This window comes from Enterobacter sp. BIDMC 29 (genome assembly GCF_019378755.1).
GTDB classification, from domain to species: Bacteria; Pseudomonadota; Gammaproteobacteria; order Enterobacterales; family Enterobacteriaceae; genus Enterobacter; species Enterobacter ludwigii.
Genome location: NZ_CP080000.1, coordinates 2063204 through 2081664, shown reverse-complemented (window position 1 = coordinate 2081664; position 18461 = coordinate 2063204). Strand labels below are relative to the sequence as shown.

Here is an 18461-nt window from a genome sequence, read left to right as displayed (position 1 = left end):
GCTGGAAAAGAACGGTCACTTCAATGCGACTGAACTGCTGCTGGTCGGCGGTGGCAGCCGTAACATGCTGTGGAACCAGATCAAAGCCAATATGCTCGGCATCCCCATCAAGGTACTTGATGATGCAGAAACCACTGTCGCGGGGGCAGCCCTGTTTGGCTGGTACGGGGTCGGAGAATTCACGAGCCCGGAACACGCCAGAGCGCAGATGCATTATCAGTACCGCTACTTCTTTCCGGAAACCGAATCTGCACCGATCGAGGGAGTTTGAGATGTTAAAAACGATTTCACCGTTAATATCACCTGAACTACTGAAAGTCCTGGCCGAAATGGGCCACGGCGATGAGATTATTTTTTCTGATGCCCATTTCCCCGCCCACAGTATGGGGCCGCAGGTTATACGCGCCGATGGGCTAAAGGTCAGCGAATTGCTGCATGCGATTATCCCGCTGTTTGAGCTCGACAGCTACGCGCCGCCACTGGTGATGATGGCTGCGGTTGAGGGTGACTCCCTCGATCCCCGTGTTGAGGCTCGCTATCGCGATGCGCTTTCACGTCAGGCACCCTGTCCGGCAATTACCCGCATTGACCGCTATGCGTTTTACGCACGTGCCAAAAAATCCTTTGCGATCGTTGTCACAGGGGAGTGTGCTAAATACGGGAATATTCTTTTAAAAAAGGGGGTAACGCCGTAATCTCATGCCGGTGCGCCCGCCAGCGCGGGCGTGTATCGAATGATGGGTGAGAAAAAATGAAAGAGGCACGTCAGCAAACGATAATCGACCTGTTGATTCATCATCATAGTCTGACGATGGACGTTTTATCCACCCAGCTTAACGTCAGTAAAGAGACCATTCGCCGCGATCTCAGCGAACTGCAGGCGCAGGGAAAAGTGCTGCGCAACCACGGTCGGGCGAAATATATTCACCGGGAAAACCAGGACAGCGGTGATCCTTTTCATATTCGCCTTAAGAGCCACTTCACGCATAAAGCGGATATCGCCAGAGAAGCGCTGGAGTGGATTGAAGCCGGGATGGTCATTGCCCTGGATGCCAGCTCAACCTGCTGGTATCTTGCGCGTCAACTGCTTGACATCGATATTCAGGTCTTTACTAACAGTCACCCCATCTGCCTGGAACTGGGCAAACGTGAACAGATTCAACTTATTAGCTCCGGCGGTAAACTCGAGCGTAAGTATGGCTGCTACGTTAACCCCTCGTTGATTTCACAACTCAAACTGCTGGACATCGACCTGTTTATCTTCTCCTGCGAAAGGATAGACAGTCATGGAGGGTTGTGGGATTCCAACAGGGTCAACGCTGGCTTCAAATCGCTGCTACTCAAGCGTGCTTCACAGTCTTTATTGTTGATAGATAAGAGTAAGTTTAATCGTTCAGGGGAGGCCAGAATTGGGCACCTGGATGAGGTAACGCATATTGTGTCTGACACACAACTGAATGAGTCAGGGCTGAGACAATAAGCCACCTGACATATTATGACGCAATTAAGTCTATTAGGGATGTGTTTGTTCGCGATAGCGTTAACGTATTATTCATTCCGTATAAGGTTTTTAACGCGGGGGAGGGTAAACAAAAGATGTTAGCAGCACAAATAAGAAGGGGATTACCCTTAAATAAGGGCATCTACAAGAACAGCCATACATTCAGAATAATTATAAATATTTCTTAGCCGCATCCAGAATTTCCTGAGAAGTCAGCTCCCTGTCCGACGCCACATATACCACTTCATGATCGCCGGTCAGAGAAGGAAAACCTGCGGACATTATCTGCAGGTTTATCGCTTCACCATTCGGATATTCCTGCCGTATGGATGTAATACCCTTAAGCACGGTGACAACATTGCTCGGTTTACCATTGAAAAAGACGATGACTTTCTTCATATCTCACCTTGTTGGTCGTTATCTGCTTAAGCACCTTCTCTGTGAAGGCGAGGGGAATCAGGACGGCGCGAAAATTTTTGTCTGGCTGTCAGGTCTGTCTGCGAATGTCATCGTCGATTTGCAGAAAATGCATTTAGCGCCATACGGATTTTTTTCAGACACATCAAAAATCGACGTTCTGTATTGGGAGCCATGACAACATGGGCATCTGAAGTGAATATTTAAGTTGATATCATTTACCTTTTTTAACATTAGCGGTATTTAATTTTCGAAAAAACGTTGCATTTGTACTTTCTTTGGTTTTTGCAATCATTCGGAAATAAAAGCAAGCAATCATCTTCGTGAACGTGTATGGTGACAGTCGTTTAAATCAGGAGATGCCTATGTCAGGACGTAAAAATACACAATTCCGTCGCAATTACTTAGTAAAATGTCCATGTCCAAACTGTTCAAAAGACTCTGAGCATAGTTTCAGCCGTGTACAAAAAGGGGCTCAACTTGTCTGCCCACACTGCAGCACTCTTTTCAAAACCGCTCAAAAATTCTAAAAATGCATTTGCCAGATGATGTATTTGCGTCTTTACAGACGATCTCATTTGGCAAATCAACATTGAAGAAGTGATGCTTTTGGAGGTTGCCTGACCTCTTACGCACTTTGATATTTTACAAGCAGCTCGCTTCTGCTTTAAGACTCTTCGTGCAGCAGACCTGCACTTCATCACATCGGTCAGCACACTCTTTCTACGAGAAAAATATGCTGACCTGTTGCTCAGAAAAAGCCTTCTAATCCAGGACCCGTCTACTCAGGAAAAATCCATCATCGTGATCGCGGGTCCGTGATAACTTTATCTATCGCAAAGTATTACGCTTGCAGCAGCAGGGCCTTTTTCGCCACTCTGGATAGCAAATTCGACCTTCTGGCCTTCAAAGAGAGTTTTAAAATCATCACCCTGCAGAGCAGAAAAGTGCACAAACACATCTTTGCTGCCATCGACAGGAGAGATAAAACCGAAACCTTTATCTTCGTTAAACCACTTAACCAAACCTATAATTCTTGAAGACATGCAGACTCCTTGTGAGTATTTGAAATGCTAAGAAACGTATAATATTAAACGTATGGACTCAAAAGGAGGGGATATCAGCGATAGCGCCTGGTTATGAGGACTGCCGGGTAAAATTTTTTACGCTCGTGTGTGGATTAAACCAACGACTTCATTAATGCATGAGGAGGGAGAATTAGCAATTTTTATTTTAGCCTTCCGGAAGGCTCACATAAAAAGTGTCACGCTGCATTAGCTTAAAATTAATTTGTGTGTATAGTTAATGCATGTTTTCTAAGAGGATCTTATTTGTCTCGTAAAATGACAGGAATTGTCAAAAGTTTTGATATGCACAGTGGCAAAGGCCTAATCATCCCTTCAGATGGTCGAAAGGACGTTTTTCTCCACATTTCAGCCTTTAATAACAACGAAAAAGAAACGCTCCTTCCCGGGATTCGCGTTGAGTTCTGTCGTATCAACGGACTCAGCGGACCGATGGCCGCAAATGTCTATCTTTCATAAATTATCAGCGAAGATGTTAATAGCGGTAAATTGAATCACCCGCGTCGTATCGCCTGACATATAGTTACATTTATGCGCGACACGCGTATGACACGCGTATGAATTACACTCCGCCTAAATAGGCTTTTCTTACCTCCTGGTTTCCCAGCAACTCCTCGCCGCTGCCGCTGAGGCGAATTTGCCCGTTGACCATGACGTAGCCACGGTCAGAAAGCTTCAGAGCATGATGCGCATTTTGCTCTACCAGAAAAATGGTCATGCCGTTGCGAGCCAGCTCGCGCAGCGTCTGGAAGATCTGCTTAACCACTATGGGCGCCAGACCCAGGCTGGGTTCATCCAGCAGTAGCAGTTTAGGGCGGCTCATTAGCGCGCGGGCGATGGCAAGCATTTGCTGTTCTCCGCCGGACATGGTCATGGCTCGCTGTTTACGGCGTTCTTTGAGGCGCGGGAACAATTCAAACATGCTCTGCATATCGTCGGCGGCAAATTGATTGCCGACAGGAATGGTCCCCATCAGCAGGTTCTCTTCAACCGTCATATCCGGAAAAATACGCCGCCCCTCGGGTGCCTGCGCTATGCCGCCGGAGGCCACATAGTGGGTAGATTTATGGCTGATGTCTTCGCCGCAAAACAGGATCTGCCCGTTACGAATACGCGGTTGGCCAAAAATAGACATCAGCAATGTCGATTTACCCGCGCCATTCGCGCCGATAAGCGCCACCGTTTCCCCTTTATGCACTTCGAGGGATACCTGCTTCAGCGCCTGAATCACGCCATAGAACACATCCACCTCGCGAAATGCCAGCAGCGGCTCATTCATAGAGTGACCTCGCTTTCATCGGTGCCCAGATAGGCGGCAATCACCTTTTCGTCATGCTGGATCTGCTCAGGTTTCCCCCGGGCAATCACATCGCCATGGTCGAGCACAATAATGTCGTCCGATATTTCCATCACCATCCCCATGTCGTGCTCAATCAGTAATACCGTTATGCCGTGGTTGTCGCGCAGAAAACGAATAATGTTACTCAGCTTATGTGTCTCTACCGGGTTCAGCCCGGCGGCGGGTTCATCCAGACAGATCATTTCCGGGCCGGTGCACATGGCCCGCGCGATCTCCAGGCGCCGTTGTTGACCGTACGACATCTCGCCCGCCAGGCGGTTGGCGCACTCTACAAGATCGACCACCTCCAGCCAGTAAAAGGCCCTGTCCAGCGCGTCGTTTTCCGCCCGTCGGTACGCTGGCGTATTGAATACGCCAGCCAGCAGGTTGCGATTGACGCGCATGTGCTGGGCCACGAGCAGGTTTTCCACGACCGACATCTCGCGAAAAAGACGAATATTTTGAAAGGTGCGCGCAAGTCCGGCGCGGTTCACCAGGTGAGTGCCGCCGAACATTTTGTAGAACAGGCGTTGCCCAAACTGCGCAGGGTGGATCCAGTCTCCTGGCTGGAATTTTTGCCCGAGGATCTGAATGACGTTGGTCGTCTTATTGCGCGTATTGAAGAAAATATTGCCGCCGGAAGCCTTATAGAAACCGGTCAGGCAGTTGAAGACGGTGGTTTTTCCCGCGCCGTTTGGGCCAATAAGCGCAGTAATTGAACCGCGCTGCACGTCCAGGTTGACGTCGTTTAACGCCTTGATCCCGCCGAAATGCATCATAAGATGTTCAACGCTTAATATCGTTCCGTTCATGGCGCTACGCCCTTACGCACGGCAAACCCGCTGCGGTTAATGCGGATCAACCCGCGTGGACGCCAGATCATCATCACCACCATCAGCATGCCAAACAGTAAAACCCGGTACTCGGCAAAACTGCGCAGCAGCTCCGGCGTCACCGTGAGCACAAACGCCGCCAGCACCACGCCAAGCGTTGAGCCCATACCGCCGAGCACCACAATCGCCAGGATCAGCGCCGATTCAAAAAAGGTAAACGATGTCGGGTTGACAAAGCCCTGATAAGTGGCAAAAAACACCCCGGCGATGCCGGCAGTCGACGCGCCAAGCGTAAAGGCCGAGAGCTTGACCAGCACATGATTTAATCCCATTGAGCGACAGGCGATTTCATCTTCCCGCAGGGCTTCCCACGCCCGACCAATCGGCATCCGCGTCAGGCGATGCTTGATATACAGCACCAGCATCACCACCAGGAACAGCACCGTGTAGATAAAGATAAATTTCATGTTCGGGTTGTAGGTCAGCTGGAAAAATTCGTGAAAGGGCACGCCTCCTTCTTTGGCACGGCGGCCAAACTCCAGTCCGAAAAAGGTGGGAGGCGGGGCAGAAACGCCGTTCGGGCCGCCGGTGAAGGTCAGCCAGTTGTTGAGGATCAGGCGAATAATCTCCCCAAAGCCAAGCGTGACGATCGCCAGGTAATCACCGTGCATGCGCAGCACCGGAAAGCCGAGCAGGGCGCCGGCCGCGGCAGCCATAATCGCCGCCAGCGGCAGCATGCTCCAGAATCCTAATCCCAGATACTGATACCCCAGCGCCAGCCCGTAAGCGCCGATGGCATAAAAAGCGACATAACCGAGATCCAGAAGCCCGGCCAGACCGACCACAATATTCAGCCCGAGACCGAGAAGCACGTAGATAAGACCAAGAATGGCGACGGTGAGAACGTACTTGGTGGCAATAAAGGGAAAGCAGATCGCAAGGGCGATAATCAGCGGGATTATCCAGCGCATGCGGCTTTTGTATTCCGGCGGCCGGACATAAACCCCCGCGCTGTCGGCTTCAAAACGTGCCTGGAAACGTGCACCCGGAGCGGTACCTAAAAAAGCGCTCAGCAGAAAACGGCCCAGCATCACGATGCCTACTATCCATGCGAGCCGCTGTCCGGCGAAATTAAAGCTGTATCCGTCCAGCACCACGCCGGCAATCGGGCCAAAAATTATTAACGCAATCAGCCCGGAAAAAATGGCGTCCAGAATGCAGCGCTTAAGCGAAAAGCCGTGAGAGGTCATCGTATTCTCCTTCACACTTTGGCGACAATCGGGCGGCCAAGCAGACCCTGAGGACGAAAAATCAGGATCAAGACCAGCAAGCCAAACGAGAACACATCTTTATAATCTGAGTTCACCATGCCGGAAAATTGCGCCTCGGCGACGCCCAGAATCAACCCGCCGAGCATCGCACCGGGCAGGGAGCCAATCCCGCCGAGCACCGCTGCGGTAAACGCCTTGATGCCAATGACAAATCCGACGTAGAAATCGAAGGTGCCGTAATTCATGGTGATGAGCACACCCGCCAGACCGGCCATCGCCGCGCCAATCACAAAGACCAGCGAAATGATTCTGTCGGTGTTAATGCCCAGAATGGAGGCCATTTTGCGGTCCTGCTGCACCGCACGGCACATCCGCCCAAGCCGGGTATTGTTGATTATCCATGTCAGCAACAGCATGCCGGCGAACGAGGCAACCAGAATAAACACTTTGGTGTAGGTTATCTGAACGAACCCCTCACCGATATGCAGGCGAAGTACGCCATCCAGCATCGTGGGCACCCCTTGCTGACGTGGCCCCTGGCTCAGCTGTGCGTAGTTTTGCAAAATCAGAGACATCCCGATGGCGGAGATAAGCGGTGCCAGACGGGTAGAGTTGCGTAGCGGCTTATAGGCAATGCGCTCGATAGTCCAGCCGTAAACACCGGTCACCACAATCGTGAAGATCAGCGTACCGAGGATAAGCAACGGGAACGACTGCAGGCCGAAGAAGGAGAGCAGCGCCAGGCCAATGGCGCAGAGGTAGGCGGAGATCATATACACTTCGCCGTGGGCGAAATTAATCATACCAATGATGCCATACACCATGGTGTAGCCGATGGCGATTAATCCATACACGGAGCCCAGCGTTAAGCCATTTATTAACTGTTGCAGGAAGAATGTACTCATCATAGCGCGCTCGTTATTTTAAGCTGCGCGGCACGCGCAGCCTGATGTTTATTACGCGCCGACAGGCGAACCTGCCGGCGTTGAGCGTGACTCCGTCCCGTTACTGAACTTCCTTATATTTTCCGTTATCGTCCCACTGATACACCACGTAGTCAGACACTTTCAGATCGCCTTTGCTGTCCCAGGCTTTTTTGCCCATAACCGTGTCGACGGCATTGGCTTTCAGCCATTCGCTGGCTTTGGCCGAGTCTTTACCGCCCGTGGCCTTGAAGGCCGCGGCAATGGCCTGAACGGAGGCATAAGAGTAGAGGGTATAACCTTCAGGCTCGAATTTTCCGGCGCGGAATTTCTCAATGACCGCTTTCCCATCCGGGATCAGGCGCGGGTCTTTACCAAAGGTCATATAAATACCCTTGGTATATTGTGGCCCACCCGCCGCGGTCACCATCTCTTCGTTGACGATACAGTCGCCGGAGAAGAATTTCGCCTGCACACCCTGTTCACGCATCTGGCGAACCAGCGGGCCGGCTTCAGGGTGACAACCCCCGAAGAACACCACATCCGGCTTTTGCGCGCCGATTTTTGTCACCAGCGCGTTAAAGTCTTTCTCACCACGGGATAAGCCCTCATACATCACATCCTGAACCCCGCGCTTCGCCAGCGCAGCTTTGGTGGCGTCTGCCAGCCCCTGACCGTAGGTGTCTTTGTCATGGATGATGACCACACGTTTGGCTTTCAGCTTATCGATAATGAAATCGCTGGCGACCTGGCCCTGCTGGTCATCGCGACCACACATGCGGAACATATCGGTCATGCCTCGTTCGGTAATGAGCGGGTTGGTGGAGCCGGGGGTAATGGCAAGGATCCCCGCGTCGCTGTACACCTCGGAGGCGGGCATTGTGGAAGAGGAGCAGAAATGGCCGACCACCGCGTTGACTTTATCCTGGTCGACCAGGCGGTTGGCGACGGCCACGGCTTGTTTCGGCTCGCAGGCATCATCCCCCTGAACCAGCTTAATCTTCTCGCCGTTAATGCCGCCTGCGGCGTTAATGTCTTCAGCGGCCTGCGTTGCACCGTGCCAGTACTGATCGCCATAGGTGGCGTTTGGACCGGTAAACGGCCCGGCCACACCAATGACAATATCTGCATGCGCAGAAAATGCCGTCACCAGACAACCGGCCAGCACGAGAGAAAGGGGAGTTCTGATAAATTTCAGCGACATTATTATGTTCCTTAGCAAAGAGGTTTTTGCACCACGGCGTAAACCCGGACGCCGACGGCGCAGCCAATCCAAAAACACGAGCAAGAACAAAATGCACTAAACGAACAAGATCCAGACAACGCCTGCATAATACGGCGAGGTTTCCCTGCGCAGGTTCGCGCGAAGAACATTAAGCAAAATCGTTGCCAGAATGGTTAACCCATTGAGCGGGTTGTGACATGTTTGAGTATAGAGTGCGGTGATATGGCACCTTGTGGGACGCGATGAAATTACAGCGGAGATCACATATCGTTAACAACAAAGCCCATAAGTTGTGCAATGGTCACGATTTGCACGTTTTTGCAGCAATAAAGACCTAAACTTCAGATAGGAAAGCCGTGAGATATGTGTCAGGATCTTTTCCTTTTTTATCAGGAGTGTCAGCGATGACTGAAGGCCCATTGAATGAAAGCGAAATGGCGTGGCTTGAAGAGACATTAATGTCTTACGGTCATGACGATGCGTCCGTGATTGACGTGTCTGAACTGGACGGCATGCTTACCGCAGTCCTTTCCGGCCCTGTTGTCGTTGAGCCAAATACCTGGCTGGTGGCCGTGTGGGGTGGCGAGAAATACATTCCGCGCTGGAAAAACGATCGTGAAATGCACCGTTTTATCGATCTCTGCTTTAAGCATATGAACGACATTGCTGAGCGCCTGAGCGAATACCCGGATCAGTTTGAGCCGATGTTTGGTTACAACGATGTCGACGGCGAGAGCTATACCGTTGTTGAAGAGTGGTGTTATGGCTATATGCGCGGTGTGGCGCTGACGGACTGGTCAGCCTTACCGGAAGCACTGAAGGCCGATCTTGATGCGATTGCGCTGCACGGTACAGACGAGAACAGCGAGAAGCTGGATGAGCTGAGCGAAGACGAATATAAAGCCAGCATTGAGAGCATTCAGCCTGCGGCTCTGCGTTTGTACAATTACTGGGTGGACAACCCACAGCAGCCGGAAGCAAAAAAACCGATTGTTAACGGCACAAAGGTCGGGCGTAACGATCCGTGTCCGTGCGGCAGCGGTAAGAAGTTTAAGAGCTGCTGTTTGCATTAATAAAAAGGGGCTGATTTCAGCCCCTTTTTTGTTAACCCACTTCCGGTAGCATCCCTGCGGCTATCAAGCACTGCACCAGAATAATCATCACTCCGCAGGCAAACACAATGCACAGCAGCGGTTTGCCGCCCATGACGCGGTACCCTTGCTGAGGATGCTGCTGGCGGCTCTTCCAGGCCAGCAGGGAAGGGAGCAGCAGGGCCAGCACGGATAACGCCACACCTGCATACCCCAGCGCCATCACGAACCCACGCGGGTAAAACAGCGCGAACGCCAGAGGGGGCAGGAAGGTGACTGCCCCCGTCTGTAAGCGTCCTGCGGCAGTATTACGACGCTGGAACAGATCGGCCAGGTAATCAAACAGGCCGAGCGCCACGCCCAGGAATGAGGTGGCCAGCGCCAGGTCGGCAAACAGATGGACCGCCAGCTCAACGTGCGGGGAGGTGACTACCTCGCGCAGTGCCAGCAGAAAGCCGTTCAGGCCAGCGTGTTCCGCCATCAGCCCGGTAAAGGTCGACGCGTCAATGCTCCCCAGCGTCACCAGTTGCCAGAAAATATAGGCAATCAGCGGAATAGCGCTCCCCACCATAAAGACGCGGCGTAGCTTACGGATATCGCCGTTCATATAGCTCACGATGCTGGGCACGCTACCGTGGAAGCCAAACGAGGTGAAAATAACCGGGATCGCGGACAGCGCCAGCCCTTTTTCCAGCGGCAGCGTCAGCAGATTAACCTTGTGAACATGCGGTGCCAGCAAAACCAGCATCACAATCAGGAACAGTATTTTGGCGCTGAACAGAAAACGGTTAAACAGATCGACCAGCGAAGTCCCCACACAGACCACCCCCCCGCCAATAAGCGCAAAGAAGATAACGCCCGTTGAAGGCGTGATATCAGCGTCGAACCAGTCGTTAACGCTGGAGGCGATTAACTCTCCGGCGCCGCTGATATAGGCTGCGGTCAGGGCGTACATCAGGAACATCATGCTAAAGCCGGTTATCCACTGGCCATAGCGTCCCAGGTAGCGTGCCGCAAGAGAACCCAGGCCGGTATCCGCGGGCACATGCTGATAAACCTCAAGCAACAGCAGGGCGGTGTAGCACATCAACGCCCAGAGCGTGCCAAGGAGCAGCAGTGTCATTCCAAATCCAACGCCTGCGGCAGCCAGAGGCATCGCCAGCATTCCTGCGCCAATCGTCGTTCCGGCGACGATAAAAATACTTCCCAGGGTTCTGTTTTTCACGCATTCCTCTACAACGATTCGTAATCGCGACAAATTCTGCGGCGCAGAGTAAGGGAAAAGCCCCGCCTCGTCAAATGACCGTTACAGTAGGTGTAATGAATTATTTACGATATTTTTCGACTTTAAGTAATTTCCCCGCACCTGCCCCTTTGGGAGGGGATACCTACTTCGTAAGGGCACTATTTTTGCCGAAAAATCAGGCGTAATTTAAACAATAACTATAAGTTTTCAAATAAAGTGAGGGCAGATGGCGGGAAATAATCCCTTTACCGCGGCGTGGAGCCGGGGCGGTAATTTACTGTGCCATGGTCACTGGATAATCAGCTGGCAGAACCAGGCCCTGCAGCTTCCTGAATCGCGTCGTGAAAAGGATATGGGCACCTGGGCCATTTATTCGATCATCGATCCTGAGGACGACACCTTTGCGCAGGGGCTAAAAGAAGATGAGTGGATCATCGAAAACGTAGACTGGCTGACAGATGTTTTTTTTGACGCCGGTATTCCGCTGGAGACGGCTAACTACCGGTATTTTTACCAGGCGGTCAATGCGCAGGACTGGCGGTGTACAAGCTGTGCGGGGTGTATGTAAATCTGTGCGCGGAGAATAAAAAGTGCGGCGCTGAAAACAGCACCGCAGCAATATTATTTCTGTGTATCGAGGGTAGAAAGTTCTTTATCGATAAAGTAAAGACCTTCGCCTGTTTTCCCCACCAGAGACAATTTATCCAGCACGGATTTAAACAGTTTCTCTTCTTCGTGTTGCTCTGCCACGTACCACTGCAGGAAATTAAAGGTCGGATAATCCTGGCCGATCATTGCCGCATGAACCAGTTCGTTAATTTTTTGCGTAATCAGCTGCTCGTGCTCATAGGTCGCACGGAACAGCTCATCAAGCGAATTATACTCGGCAAACGGGGACGCAACGTTATCGATGCGCGGCAGGCTGCCCGTGTCAGTCAGATAATCAAACAGACGCTGCATGTGGGTCATCTCTTCCTGCGCGTGGCGGCGCAGGAAGGCGGCAGCGCCTTCAAAACTGTGGTAGCTGCACCAGGCGCTCATCTGCTGGTAGAGAAGGGATGAAAAAAGCTCAAGGTTCATTTGTGCATTGAGCTTGTCGATCATTTCAGTTTTCAGCACGGTGACGCTCCGGGTTATTAATTCTGGTTCACAATGAGCGACACTATAATTTGTTATTTAATTATTTGCAAAACGTAAAATAATTATTTCTTTATTTAAAATACGAATGGGAATAAAACGCATTGCCGATTTWATATTTTATTAATGAGAATTGTTTTTGTTCGTAATGAAATACACTGCCAGTCAATACTGGCAGCACAGATTAATACCACGGGTTATTTGCCTTAGGGTTTACGGCAAAGCCCATGCATTTATACTGGATCGTCACGCTCTCATTGAGACACAGAGAGCCGCTGGTCAGGGTGCAGGTTTTAATGGGCTGGCCATAGGCAGAGGCGGTGGCATACCCCATGCTCTGACACGCTTTAGCTGCGGTGCCGTTATTAACATACTCATCGGAATAGGCGTTTTGCAGCATTGCTTGCCCGTAGTCGAGGCGGACGATGCCGTTTGGCGCGTCCAGGGTGCTGACCTCAGCCTGGCGATTAATGTTACAGCCCGCCAGCAGCAGGATCGTACCGGCGACGAAGACTCTTTTCATGGTTCGCTCTGAGTGAGTGGAAATACGTTATCGTACCTGCAGATGTGAGTCGCAATGCGAGGAATAGCCGGGCAATCTGCGCTTTCTCTTTGCGACGGGCCGTTTAGTCGGCCAGGCTGTCAAAAATGGTTTTAAACTTAAGATGATGCAGGCGAAACAGCGCAATAAGCTGCGGGTCAAAATGGCGGCCGTCACCCTCCAGAATGATTTTGCAGGCTTGCTCGTGTGTGAATCCCGGCTTATAGACCCGCTTTTGCCTCAGGGCATCATACACATCGGCCAGCGCCAGTATGCGGGCTTCCAGCGGGATCTGTTCTCCCCGTAGCCCCTGCGGATATCCGCTGCCATCCCATTTTTCATGATGGAAATGGATAATATTCTCCGCAACTGCGCCCAGCTCTAAGCCCTGAATAATCCGCCACCCTTTCACGGTATGAAGTTTCATCTCGGCAAACTCGTCCTGGGTCAGCGGGCCTTGCTTACGCAGAATACGCTCCGGCACGGCAATTTTTCCGACATCGTGAAGTGAGGCAAAATGTTCTATCTCACGGGTCATTTTGCGCGAAAGCCCAAGCTCACGCGCCATTAAGCCGCAATATCGGGCGACGCGCTGAATATGGCTGCCGGTCTCGTCATCGTGCGCGCGGTTTACCTTCTCCAGCGCCTGCACCATATTGCGGTTAACCATCCGGTTCTGGCGTAAATGGCGACGCATCATGATCAGCATACCGATGCTGAACAGGGCCACGATCAGCAAAATCACGCTGATAATCTTCAGCGTGTTTTTAGAAAAATCGGGTAAGTAACTCTGCTCATCCTGACGTTCTATTTGCGTGCGGTATTCTGACAGGCGATGAACCTGAGTCAGCAGATGAAAGAGCGGATGCTGCGGGTCCACCCACGGGCCAATAATAAATTCAGAGCGGGTGACCCCCGCGACTTTCAGCACCCCGCGAAACAGTTCGTTGCCGCGAAGCGTGGACTCCAGCGAACTGAGGTCGCCCAGAATATAGTCAATCTCATCGTTCTCAATCGCGTCGATAAGACCGTCAATGGTTGGCCGGGTCACGATGATCACATCGCTGCCAAAACGCTGGCGTAAATAGGCTGCGGCAAACGAACCGTCGAGTACGCCGACGCGCTGGCTGCGAATACTCTCTTCGTTCCACAAGAAGGGCTGACTGCTGCGATTGTAATAGGCGTTGTGCCAGGCGATGTCGGGGCCGATACGGCCCTGTGCATGCGCACTGTCGCTTCGATCAACGATATCAATCAATCGAACCGCCCACTGCTGTCGCGGAAGACTCGAATAGTGATCGATAAAATTGACATCAACCTTCATGCCCAGTAAATCGCGCATGTCGTTAATCATATCAATGGCTGTGCCGTGGTAGCCCTTGCTGTCCCGCCAGATAAGTGGGGCAAAATTCTCGTTTTTGGGCAGGTTAATCTGCAGGCGGTTATGCGCGATCCAGGTTCGCTCCTCCTCTGACAGGGTGATACGGCTTAGCAGGTAATTGCGCTTGCTCTCCTCCAGCATCGTGTTGATTTCGCCGTTGCGATACCAGGTGCCAATTAGCGCATTGATTTTATCCCGCAGGGGAAGCAGGTCAGGGCTGAAGGCGAGGACGACAGGAATGCGTAGCTCAGGAAAGGGCCGGGAGACCAGATAATAGCGCTGGGTATTTTCCATCTCCGGAGCGTCATTAATATAGAAATCAGCCTGGTTGTCGCTCAGTAAGCGAAAAGCTTCATCGCTGGTGGCGACGAGACGCAGAGAACGAAATTTAAGGTCGGGATAACGTTGTTGCACGCTGTCGAGCGTCGCGTCGTCTTTACGGAACAGCACCCGGGCATGGCTGAGCTGTTCGGCGGTTGTCACCGTCATCGATGGACTGGCGGCCACCACGTCGTTATCAAACAAACGTGCTGAGAGAATTTTGGTTCTGGCTCGCTTCTCCGTGCGCAATACCCCGGCATACACGCCATACTCATTTTGTGCAAAACGCTGGCTAATATCGGCTCCGGAGAGCGGCCGCAGCTGCAGCTGCGTACCCGCCTGTTTATTGATGGCCTTAATCAGTTCAGGATAAAAACCCTGCCACTCTCCTTGCGGTGTGCGCCAGAATTCGAAGTTGTTAGCATCAAAGATCCAGACCGGTACAGGCTCTTCTGCCCGGGCAGGGGGGCAAACAAGCAACAGACCCGTCAACGCGAGTAGAAAGAGGGAGCGAAGCATCCGGCAGCGCTGATTCACAGGTCAACCCCATACGGTTTTAGCGTGTACTTTTGCAGTCTAGCTAACGGGCTGAAGCGGCAACAGGTTTGCTTTAACTTTTTAATGCACGTTTGGCGTACGGTCTCATTCTCGCTAAATTGTGAACCTGTCTTTGTTTTTTAAAACAACCTTTCATTTAATTTGAAAGGTTGTTTGTTTGATAGTAGGGTGAACAGGTAAAGGTATCCATAGCGGGATCTCCCGCCACGCATTCAGGAGAGATGAAATGAAAATTGCACTGATGATGGAAAACAGCCAGGCCGCGAAAAACCCAATGATACTGAAAGAGTTGAAAACGGTAGCCGATGAAAAAGGGTTCCCGGTTTATAACGTGGGCATGAGCGACGAGAATGACCATCACCTGACCTATATCCATCTGGGGATTATGGCGAGCATTTTACTGAATGCGAAAGCCGTTGATTTTGTTGTGACCGGCTGCGGTACGGGGCAGGGAGCATTGATGTCGCTGAACATCCACCCGGGTGTTATCTGCGGCTATTGCATTGATCCTGCGGATGCGTTCCTGTTTGCTCAGATCAACAACGGTAACGCGCTCTCCCTGCCGTTTGCCAAAGGCTTCGGTTGGGGGGCTGAACTGAACGTTCGGTTTATCTTTGAAAAAGCGTTCACGGGTCGAAACGGTGAAGGTTATCCGCCCGAGCGCAAAGAGCCGCAGGTGCGTAACGCCGGTATTCTGAACCAGGTTAAAGCGGCGGTCGTGAAAGAGAACTATCTGGATACGCTGCGCGCAATCGATCCCGAGCTGGTGAAGACGGCCGTTTCGGGTCAGCGTTTCCAGCAGTGCTTCTTTGAGAATTGCCAGGACAAAGAGATCGAAGCTTTTGTTCGCGGGATCGTAGGCTGACGCTTTCAGGTGCCGTGAGCCCCACTTTTCAGGTTTGGCAGGAAGCATGAAATTGTGATTTGCGTCACAAAAATATTGATTTTTGTGACGATGGTCATATTATAAGCACATTGACGATAAAGTTGTATAACAAGTTAATGGAGCTACCTGATGAAACTTCGCAAGATCCTGAAAAGTATGTGGGCTAACTACTGCAACACTTTCAAAGACGTGCCACCGGGCGCAATGTTCTGATGAAAAAAACCTGCTTCGGCGGGTTTTTTTGTGCCCGTAAGCGACGAGAGGGAGATGAATGGGCCTTCGTTTTGTTACTATGGCGGCCTTTAAATAAGGAGAAAGCCCCATGTCACAAAACCTGAGCGCCGATCAGGAGCTGGTGTCTGACGTTGTCGCCTGTCAGTTAGTTATCAAACAAATCCTTGATGTCCTGGACGTTATTGCGCCGGTTGAAGTGCGCGAGAAGATGTCCACGCAGCTGAAAAATATCGATTTCAACAGCCATCCCGCTGCGGCTGACCCGGTCACGCTTCGCGCTATTCAGAAAGCCATCGCGCTGATTGAACTGCGATTCACGCCGCAGGGCGAGTCTCACTAAAGCCCGCCTGACGCTAAAAAGGGCGACCGTTTGTCGCCCTTCGCTCACCTTAAAAGAACGTCTGTACCAGTAAATAGCTCGCCGCACACGCGCAGCTTACGCCAATTAATCCCGGCAGAATAAAGCTGTGGTTAATGATAAATTTGCCGATGCGGGTTGTGCCCGAACGGTCAAAGCCGATGCAGGCTAAATCGCTTGGGTAGGTCGGCAGGACAAAATAGCCGTAAGAGGCCGGGAAAAAGGCGATCAGCATTTTCGGGTCGATTCCCAGCATCAGCCCCATAGGCGCAACGGCCGTCAGGGCTGCCGCCTGGCTGTTCACCAGCTTTGATACCAGGAACAGCACAATCGCGTAGGTCCACGGATGACTTTTCACCACGCCTTCCAGCGCCAGCTTTAACTCATCAAGATGCGCCTGGAAAAAGGTATCGCTCATCCACGCCACCCCGAACACCGAGAAGATCGCGACCATACCTGCCTTAAACACCGCGCCGTTAGAAATGGCAGACGCATTGACCTTGCAGGCCATCAGCATTACGGCACCGGCAATTAACATCATCATCTGGATGACAAGGTTCATCGACAACGCCGTCATTTTTCCTTTTATCTCAAATGCAGGGCGCAGGTCGGGGAATGCCCCCAGCAGGACAACCACGGCAATGCCAGCGAAGAAAATCCACGTGGACCAGTAGGCCTGTTTTGGAAAACGTTGATTCATTAACGTTTCCGTCCCGCCGTAGATGAATTCACGCTGCTTCGGATCTTTGAGCTTTTCCTGAAACTCCTTATCGTCCGCTAACGCTTTCCCACGACGTAAACTCCACAGCGCAGCAATCGCCACACCGAACAGTGAGGCTGGAACCGAGACGGCGAGAATTTCCAGTATTCCCCACGCGTGGCCGAGCCCATGCTGCGCGCCCAGAATGGAGACCAGTGACACAACGGCCACGGAGACCGGCGAGGCCGTAATTGCCATCTGCGATGCCACTGATGCCACGGCCATTGGGCGTTCCGGGCGGATCCCTTTTTTCAGGGCGATATCCGCAATGATGGGAAACATGGTGTACACCACGTGTCCGGTCCCGCAGAGAAAGGTCAGCATCCAGGTGGTAAAAGGGGCGAGAAGCGTGATGTGTTGAGGATGTTTGCGCAGCAGGCGCTCAGCAAATTGCATCATGACGTTCAGGCCGCCTGCGGTCTGAAGCGTTGCGGCACATCCAATGACGGCGAGAATGGTCAGCATCACGTCAACCGGCGGTTTGCCGGGTTGCAGACCAAAGACAAAACATAAAATAAAAAGGCCAATACCGCTTATCAACCCAAGCCCCATGCCGCCGAAACGCGTACCTGTCAGCAGGCAGAGGAGGATGACAATAAACTCAATGGTGATCATGATGCTCCCTCGTCAATGATAATGTAATTAAATAAATCATTACATGTTGTGTGGTTAATCATTGAGAGCGAGATCTGATTTGTTAAATCTGAGCAAAAGCAGAAGGTTGGCGACGAGAAGGGGAACCTGCTCCCGGTAGGCCGAAAAGCGCGCCTGACCGGGAGCAGGAAAAATGATCAGTGGTGCTGTACTGTCACAAGGTCAAGCAGATGACGGTCGGTTTGTTCCGGACATAAACCCGCCTGCTGCGCGTTATGGATTTCGTCCGCCAGCGTTTTAAGCAGCATGCCGTCCTGCTGTTGCGCTTTATCCATATCGCGTAAGAATTTAAGGGTTTTGGTGTCGTGTTGTGCTCTGGCTTCATCGGCCAGCTTGTTAAGCGTGCTGCAACGCTGTTCGTACTGTTCCAGTGTTTTCTCAAACAATTCTTCCAGAGAAGAGTAGTTATCGTCGATCGTATCAAGCGCTTTTACGGTTGGGTTCGCCCCTGCGGCTTTCATGAAGTTAAAAACACGCATCATATGGGTGACGTTGCTTTGCGCCTGGCTGCGAAAAAAAGTGGCAGAGCCATTGAGACTGTTTTCGGAACACCACGAGCTGATATGCAGGTGCAGATTCGAGGCATAGAACTCGAGGTTCAACTGGGCATTGAGTTTTTGCATCATCGTTTGGGTAGTCATACTCATATCCTTATTGACTGTGGGACGTGATGTCCGCGGCTAACCTGACCCGGCAGGCA

At 51.7% G+C, this 18461-nt stretch carries 24 protein-coding genes; 10 read left to right on the top strand and 14 right to left on the bottom strand.

The window, feature by feature from the left end:
- The 3 genes from JTA15_RS09410 to fucR all read left to right on the top strand — a co-directional run.
- A partial coding sequence (locus tag JTA15_RS09410) for an FGGY-family carbohydrate kinase (protein ID WP_219373148.1) occupies window positions 1–271 on the top strand: 271 nt, incomplete at its 5' end.
- Between the two features lies 1 nt (window position 272).
- Window positions 273–695 (top strand): L-fucose mutarotase, encoded by a 423-nt coding sequence (fucU, locus tag JTA15_RS09405; protein WP_020883358.1) that lies wholly within the window; start codon window positions 273–275, stop codon window positions 693–695.
- Between the two features lie 56 nt (window positions 696–751).
- Complete coding sequence (gene fucR, locus JTA15_RS09400) at window positions 752–1480, top strand: L-fucose operon activator (RefSeq protein ID WP_219373147.1); 729 nt, start codon at window positions 752–754, stop codon at window positions 1478–1480.
- Between the two features lie 192 nt (window positions 1481–1672).
- Here the strand turns inward: fucR and JTA15_RS09395 are convergent, their stop codons facing one another.
- Entirely contained in the window at window positions 1673–1900 is a 228-nt protein-coding gene (locus JTA15_RS09395) for a hypothetical protein (RefSeq protein ID WP_014170703.1), read from the bottom strand.
- A gap of 57 nt (window positions 1901–1957) precedes the next feature.
- Window positions 1958–2152 (bottom strand): hypothetical protein, encoded by a 195-nt coding sequence (locus JTA15_RS21785; protein WP_032669962.1) that lies wholly within the window; start codon window positions 2150–2152, stop codon window positions 1958–1960.
- A gap of 125 nt (window positions 2153–2277) precedes the next feature.
- Here JTA15_RS21785 and JTA15_RS09390 point away from each other — a divergent pair, with 125 nt between their 5' ends.
- Window positions 2278–2448: a YnfU family zinc-binding protein gene (locus JTA15_RS09390; protein ID WP_305961753.1), complete on the top strand. Its 171-nt coding sequence runs from the start codon at window positions 2278–2280 to the stop codon at window positions 2446–2448.
- Window positions 2449–2745: 297 nt separating this feature from the next.
- Here JTA15_RS09390 and JTA15_RS09385 read toward each other — a convergent pair whose 3' ends face one another.
- The gene (locus JTA15_RS09385) at window positions 2746–2964 is read right to left on the bottom strand and encodes a cold shock domain-containing protein (RefSeq protein ID WP_014170702.1); all 219 of its coding nucleotides are present in this window, start codon (window positions 2962–2964) and stop codon (window positions 2746–2748) included.
- A 285-nt stretch (window positions 2965–3249) separates the two neighbouring features.
- Between JTA15_RS09385 and cspF the strand changes: the two genes are divergently transcribed.
- The gene (gene cspF, locus JTA15_RS09380; protein ID WP_025203826.1) at window positions 3250–3462 is read left to right on the top strand and encodes a cold shock-like protein CspF; all 213 of its coding nucleotides are present in this window, start codon (window positions 3250–3252) and stop codon (window positions 3460–3462) included.
- 103 nt (window positions 3463–3565) lie between these two features.
- Here cspF and JTA15_RS09375 read toward each other — a convergent pair whose 3' ends face one another.
- The 5 genes from JTA15_RS09375 to JTA15_RS09355 form a co-directional block, all read right to left on the bottom strand.
- Entirely contained in the window at window positions 3566–4282 is a 717-nt protein-coding gene (locus JTA15_RS09375) for an ABC transporter ATP-binding protein (RefSeq protein WP_014170701.1), read from the bottom strand.
- On the bottom strand, window positions 4279–5154 hold the full coding sequence (locus JTA15_RS09370) for an ABC transporter ATP-binding protein (protein WP_014170700.1): 876 nt from the start codon (window positions 5152–5154) through the stop codon (window positions 4279–4281). The genes JTA15_RS09375 and JTA15_RS09370 overlap by 4 nt, the downstream gene beginning before the upstream one ends.
- Window positions 5151–6425: a high-affinity branched-chain amino acid ABC transporter permease LivM gene (gene livM, locus JTA15_RS09365; RefSeq protein ID WP_219373146.1), complete on the bottom strand. Its 1275-nt coding sequence runs from the start codon at window positions 6423–6425 to the stop codon at window positions 5151–5153. Before livM ends, JTA15_RS09370 begins: the two co-directional genes overlap by 4 nt.
- Before the next feature lie 11 nt (window positions 6426–6436).
- A complete protein-coding gene (locus tag JTA15_RS09360; RefSeq protein ID WP_025203827.1) occupies window positions 6437–7351 on the bottom strand; it encodes a branched-chain amino acid ABC transporter permease in 915 nt (304 codons plus the stop codon).
- Window positions 7352–7451: 100 nt separating this feature from the next.
- Window positions 7452–8573 (bottom strand): branched-chain amino acid ABC transporter substrate-binding protein, encoded by a 1122-nt coding sequence (locus tag JTA15_RS09355; RefSeq protein WP_020883361.1) that lies wholly within the window; start codon window positions 8571–8573, stop codon window positions 7452–7454.
- A 425-nt stretch (window positions 8574–8998) separates the two neighbouring features.
- Here JTA15_RS09355 and JTA15_RS09350 point away from each other — a divergent pair, with 425 nt between their 5' ends.
- Window positions 8999–9667, top strand: coding sequence for a YecA family protein (locus JTA15_RS09350; protein ID WP_219373145.1), 669 nt, complete (start codon window positions 8999–9001; stop codon window positions 9665–9667).
- A 31-nt stretch (window positions 9668–9698) separates the two neighbouring features.
- Here JTA15_RS09350 and tyrP read toward each other — a convergent pair whose 3' ends face one another.
- The gene (tyrP, locus tag JTA15_RS09345) at window positions 9699–10910 is read right to left on the bottom strand and encodes a tyrosine transporter TyrP (protein WP_032680759.1); all 1212 of its coding nucleotides are present in this window, start codon (window positions 10908–10910) and stop codon (window positions 9699–9701) included.
- A gap of 247 nt (window positions 10911–11157) precedes the next feature.
- Between tyrP and JTA15_RS09340 the strand changes: the two genes are divergently transcribed.
- Window positions 11158–11499 carry a hypothetical protein gene (locus JTA15_RS09340; protein WP_032678445.1) on the top strand — a complete coding sequence of 114 codons (342 nt, stop codon included), beginning with the start codon at window positions 11158–11160 and terminating at the stop codon, window positions 11497–11499.
- 53 nt (window positions 11500–11552) lie between these two features.
- Here JTA15_RS09340 and ftnA read toward each other — a convergent pair whose 3' ends face one another.
- From ftnA to JTA15_RS09325, 3 genes are all read right to left on the bottom strand, one after another.
- Complete coding sequence (gene ftnA / locus JTA15_RS09335; protein WP_014170693.1) at window positions 11553–12050, bottom strand: non-heme ferritin; 498 nt, start codon at window positions 12048–12050, stop codon at window positions 11553–11555.
- Window positions 12051–12252: 202 nt separating this feature from the next.
- On the bottom strand, window positions 12253–12591 hold the full coding sequence (yecR, locus tag JTA15_RS09330) for a YecR family lipoprotein (protein ID WP_020883365.1): 339 nt from the start codon (window positions 12589–12591) through the stop codon (window positions 12253–12255).
- 103 nt (window positions 12592–12694) lie between these two features.
- Window positions 12695–14848, bottom strand: coding sequence for an HD domain-containing phosphohydrolase (locus JTA15_RS09325; protein WP_255580208.1), 2154 nt, complete (start codon window positions 14846–14848; stop codon window positions 12695–12697).
- 247 nt (window positions 14849–15095) lie between these two features.
- Here JTA15_RS09325 and JTA15_RS09320 point away from each other — a divergent pair, with 247 nt between their 5' ends.
- The 3 genes from JTA15_RS09320 (at window position 15096) to JTA15_RS09310 (ending at window position 16329) form a co-directional block, all read left to right on the top strand.
- Window positions 15096–15734: an RpiB/LacA/LacB family sugar-phosphate isomerase gene (locus tag JTA15_RS09320; protein ID WP_219373144.1), complete on the top strand. Its 639-nt coding sequence runs from the start codon at window positions 15096–15098 to the stop codon at window positions 15732–15734.
- A gap of 150 nt (window positions 15735–15884) precedes the next feature.
- Complete coding sequence (gene azuC, locus JTA15_RS09315) at window positions 15885–15968, top strand: stress response protein AzuC (RefSeq protein ID WP_014832437.1); 84 nt, start codon at window positions 15885–15887, stop codon at window positions 15966–15968.
- 109 nt (window positions 15969–16077) lie between these two features.
- Window positions 16078–16329: a DUF2766 family protein gene (locus JTA15_RS09310; RefSeq protein WP_014170688.1), complete on the top strand. Its 252-nt coding sequence runs from the start codon at window positions 16078–16080 to the stop codon at window positions 16327–16329.
- A 49-nt stretch (window positions 16330–16378) separates the two neighbouring features.
- On the opposite strand, the gene JTA15_RS09305 is transcribed toward JTA15_RS09310, so the two are convergent.
- The gene (locus JTA15_RS09305; protein WP_020883368.1) at window positions 16379–17722 is read right to left on the bottom strand and encodes an anaerobic C4-dicarboxylate transporter; all 1344 of its coding nucleotides are present in this window, start codon (window positions 17720–17722) and stop codon (window positions 16379–16381) included.
- Between the two features lie 176 nt (window positions 17723–17898).
- On the bottom strand, window positions 17899–18402 hold the full coding sequence (locus JTA15_RS09300; protein WP_020883369.1) for a non-heme ferritin-like protein: 504 nt from the start codon (window positions 18400–18402) through the stop codon (window positions 17899–17901).
- Window positions 18403–18461 lie beyond the last annotated feature (59 nt).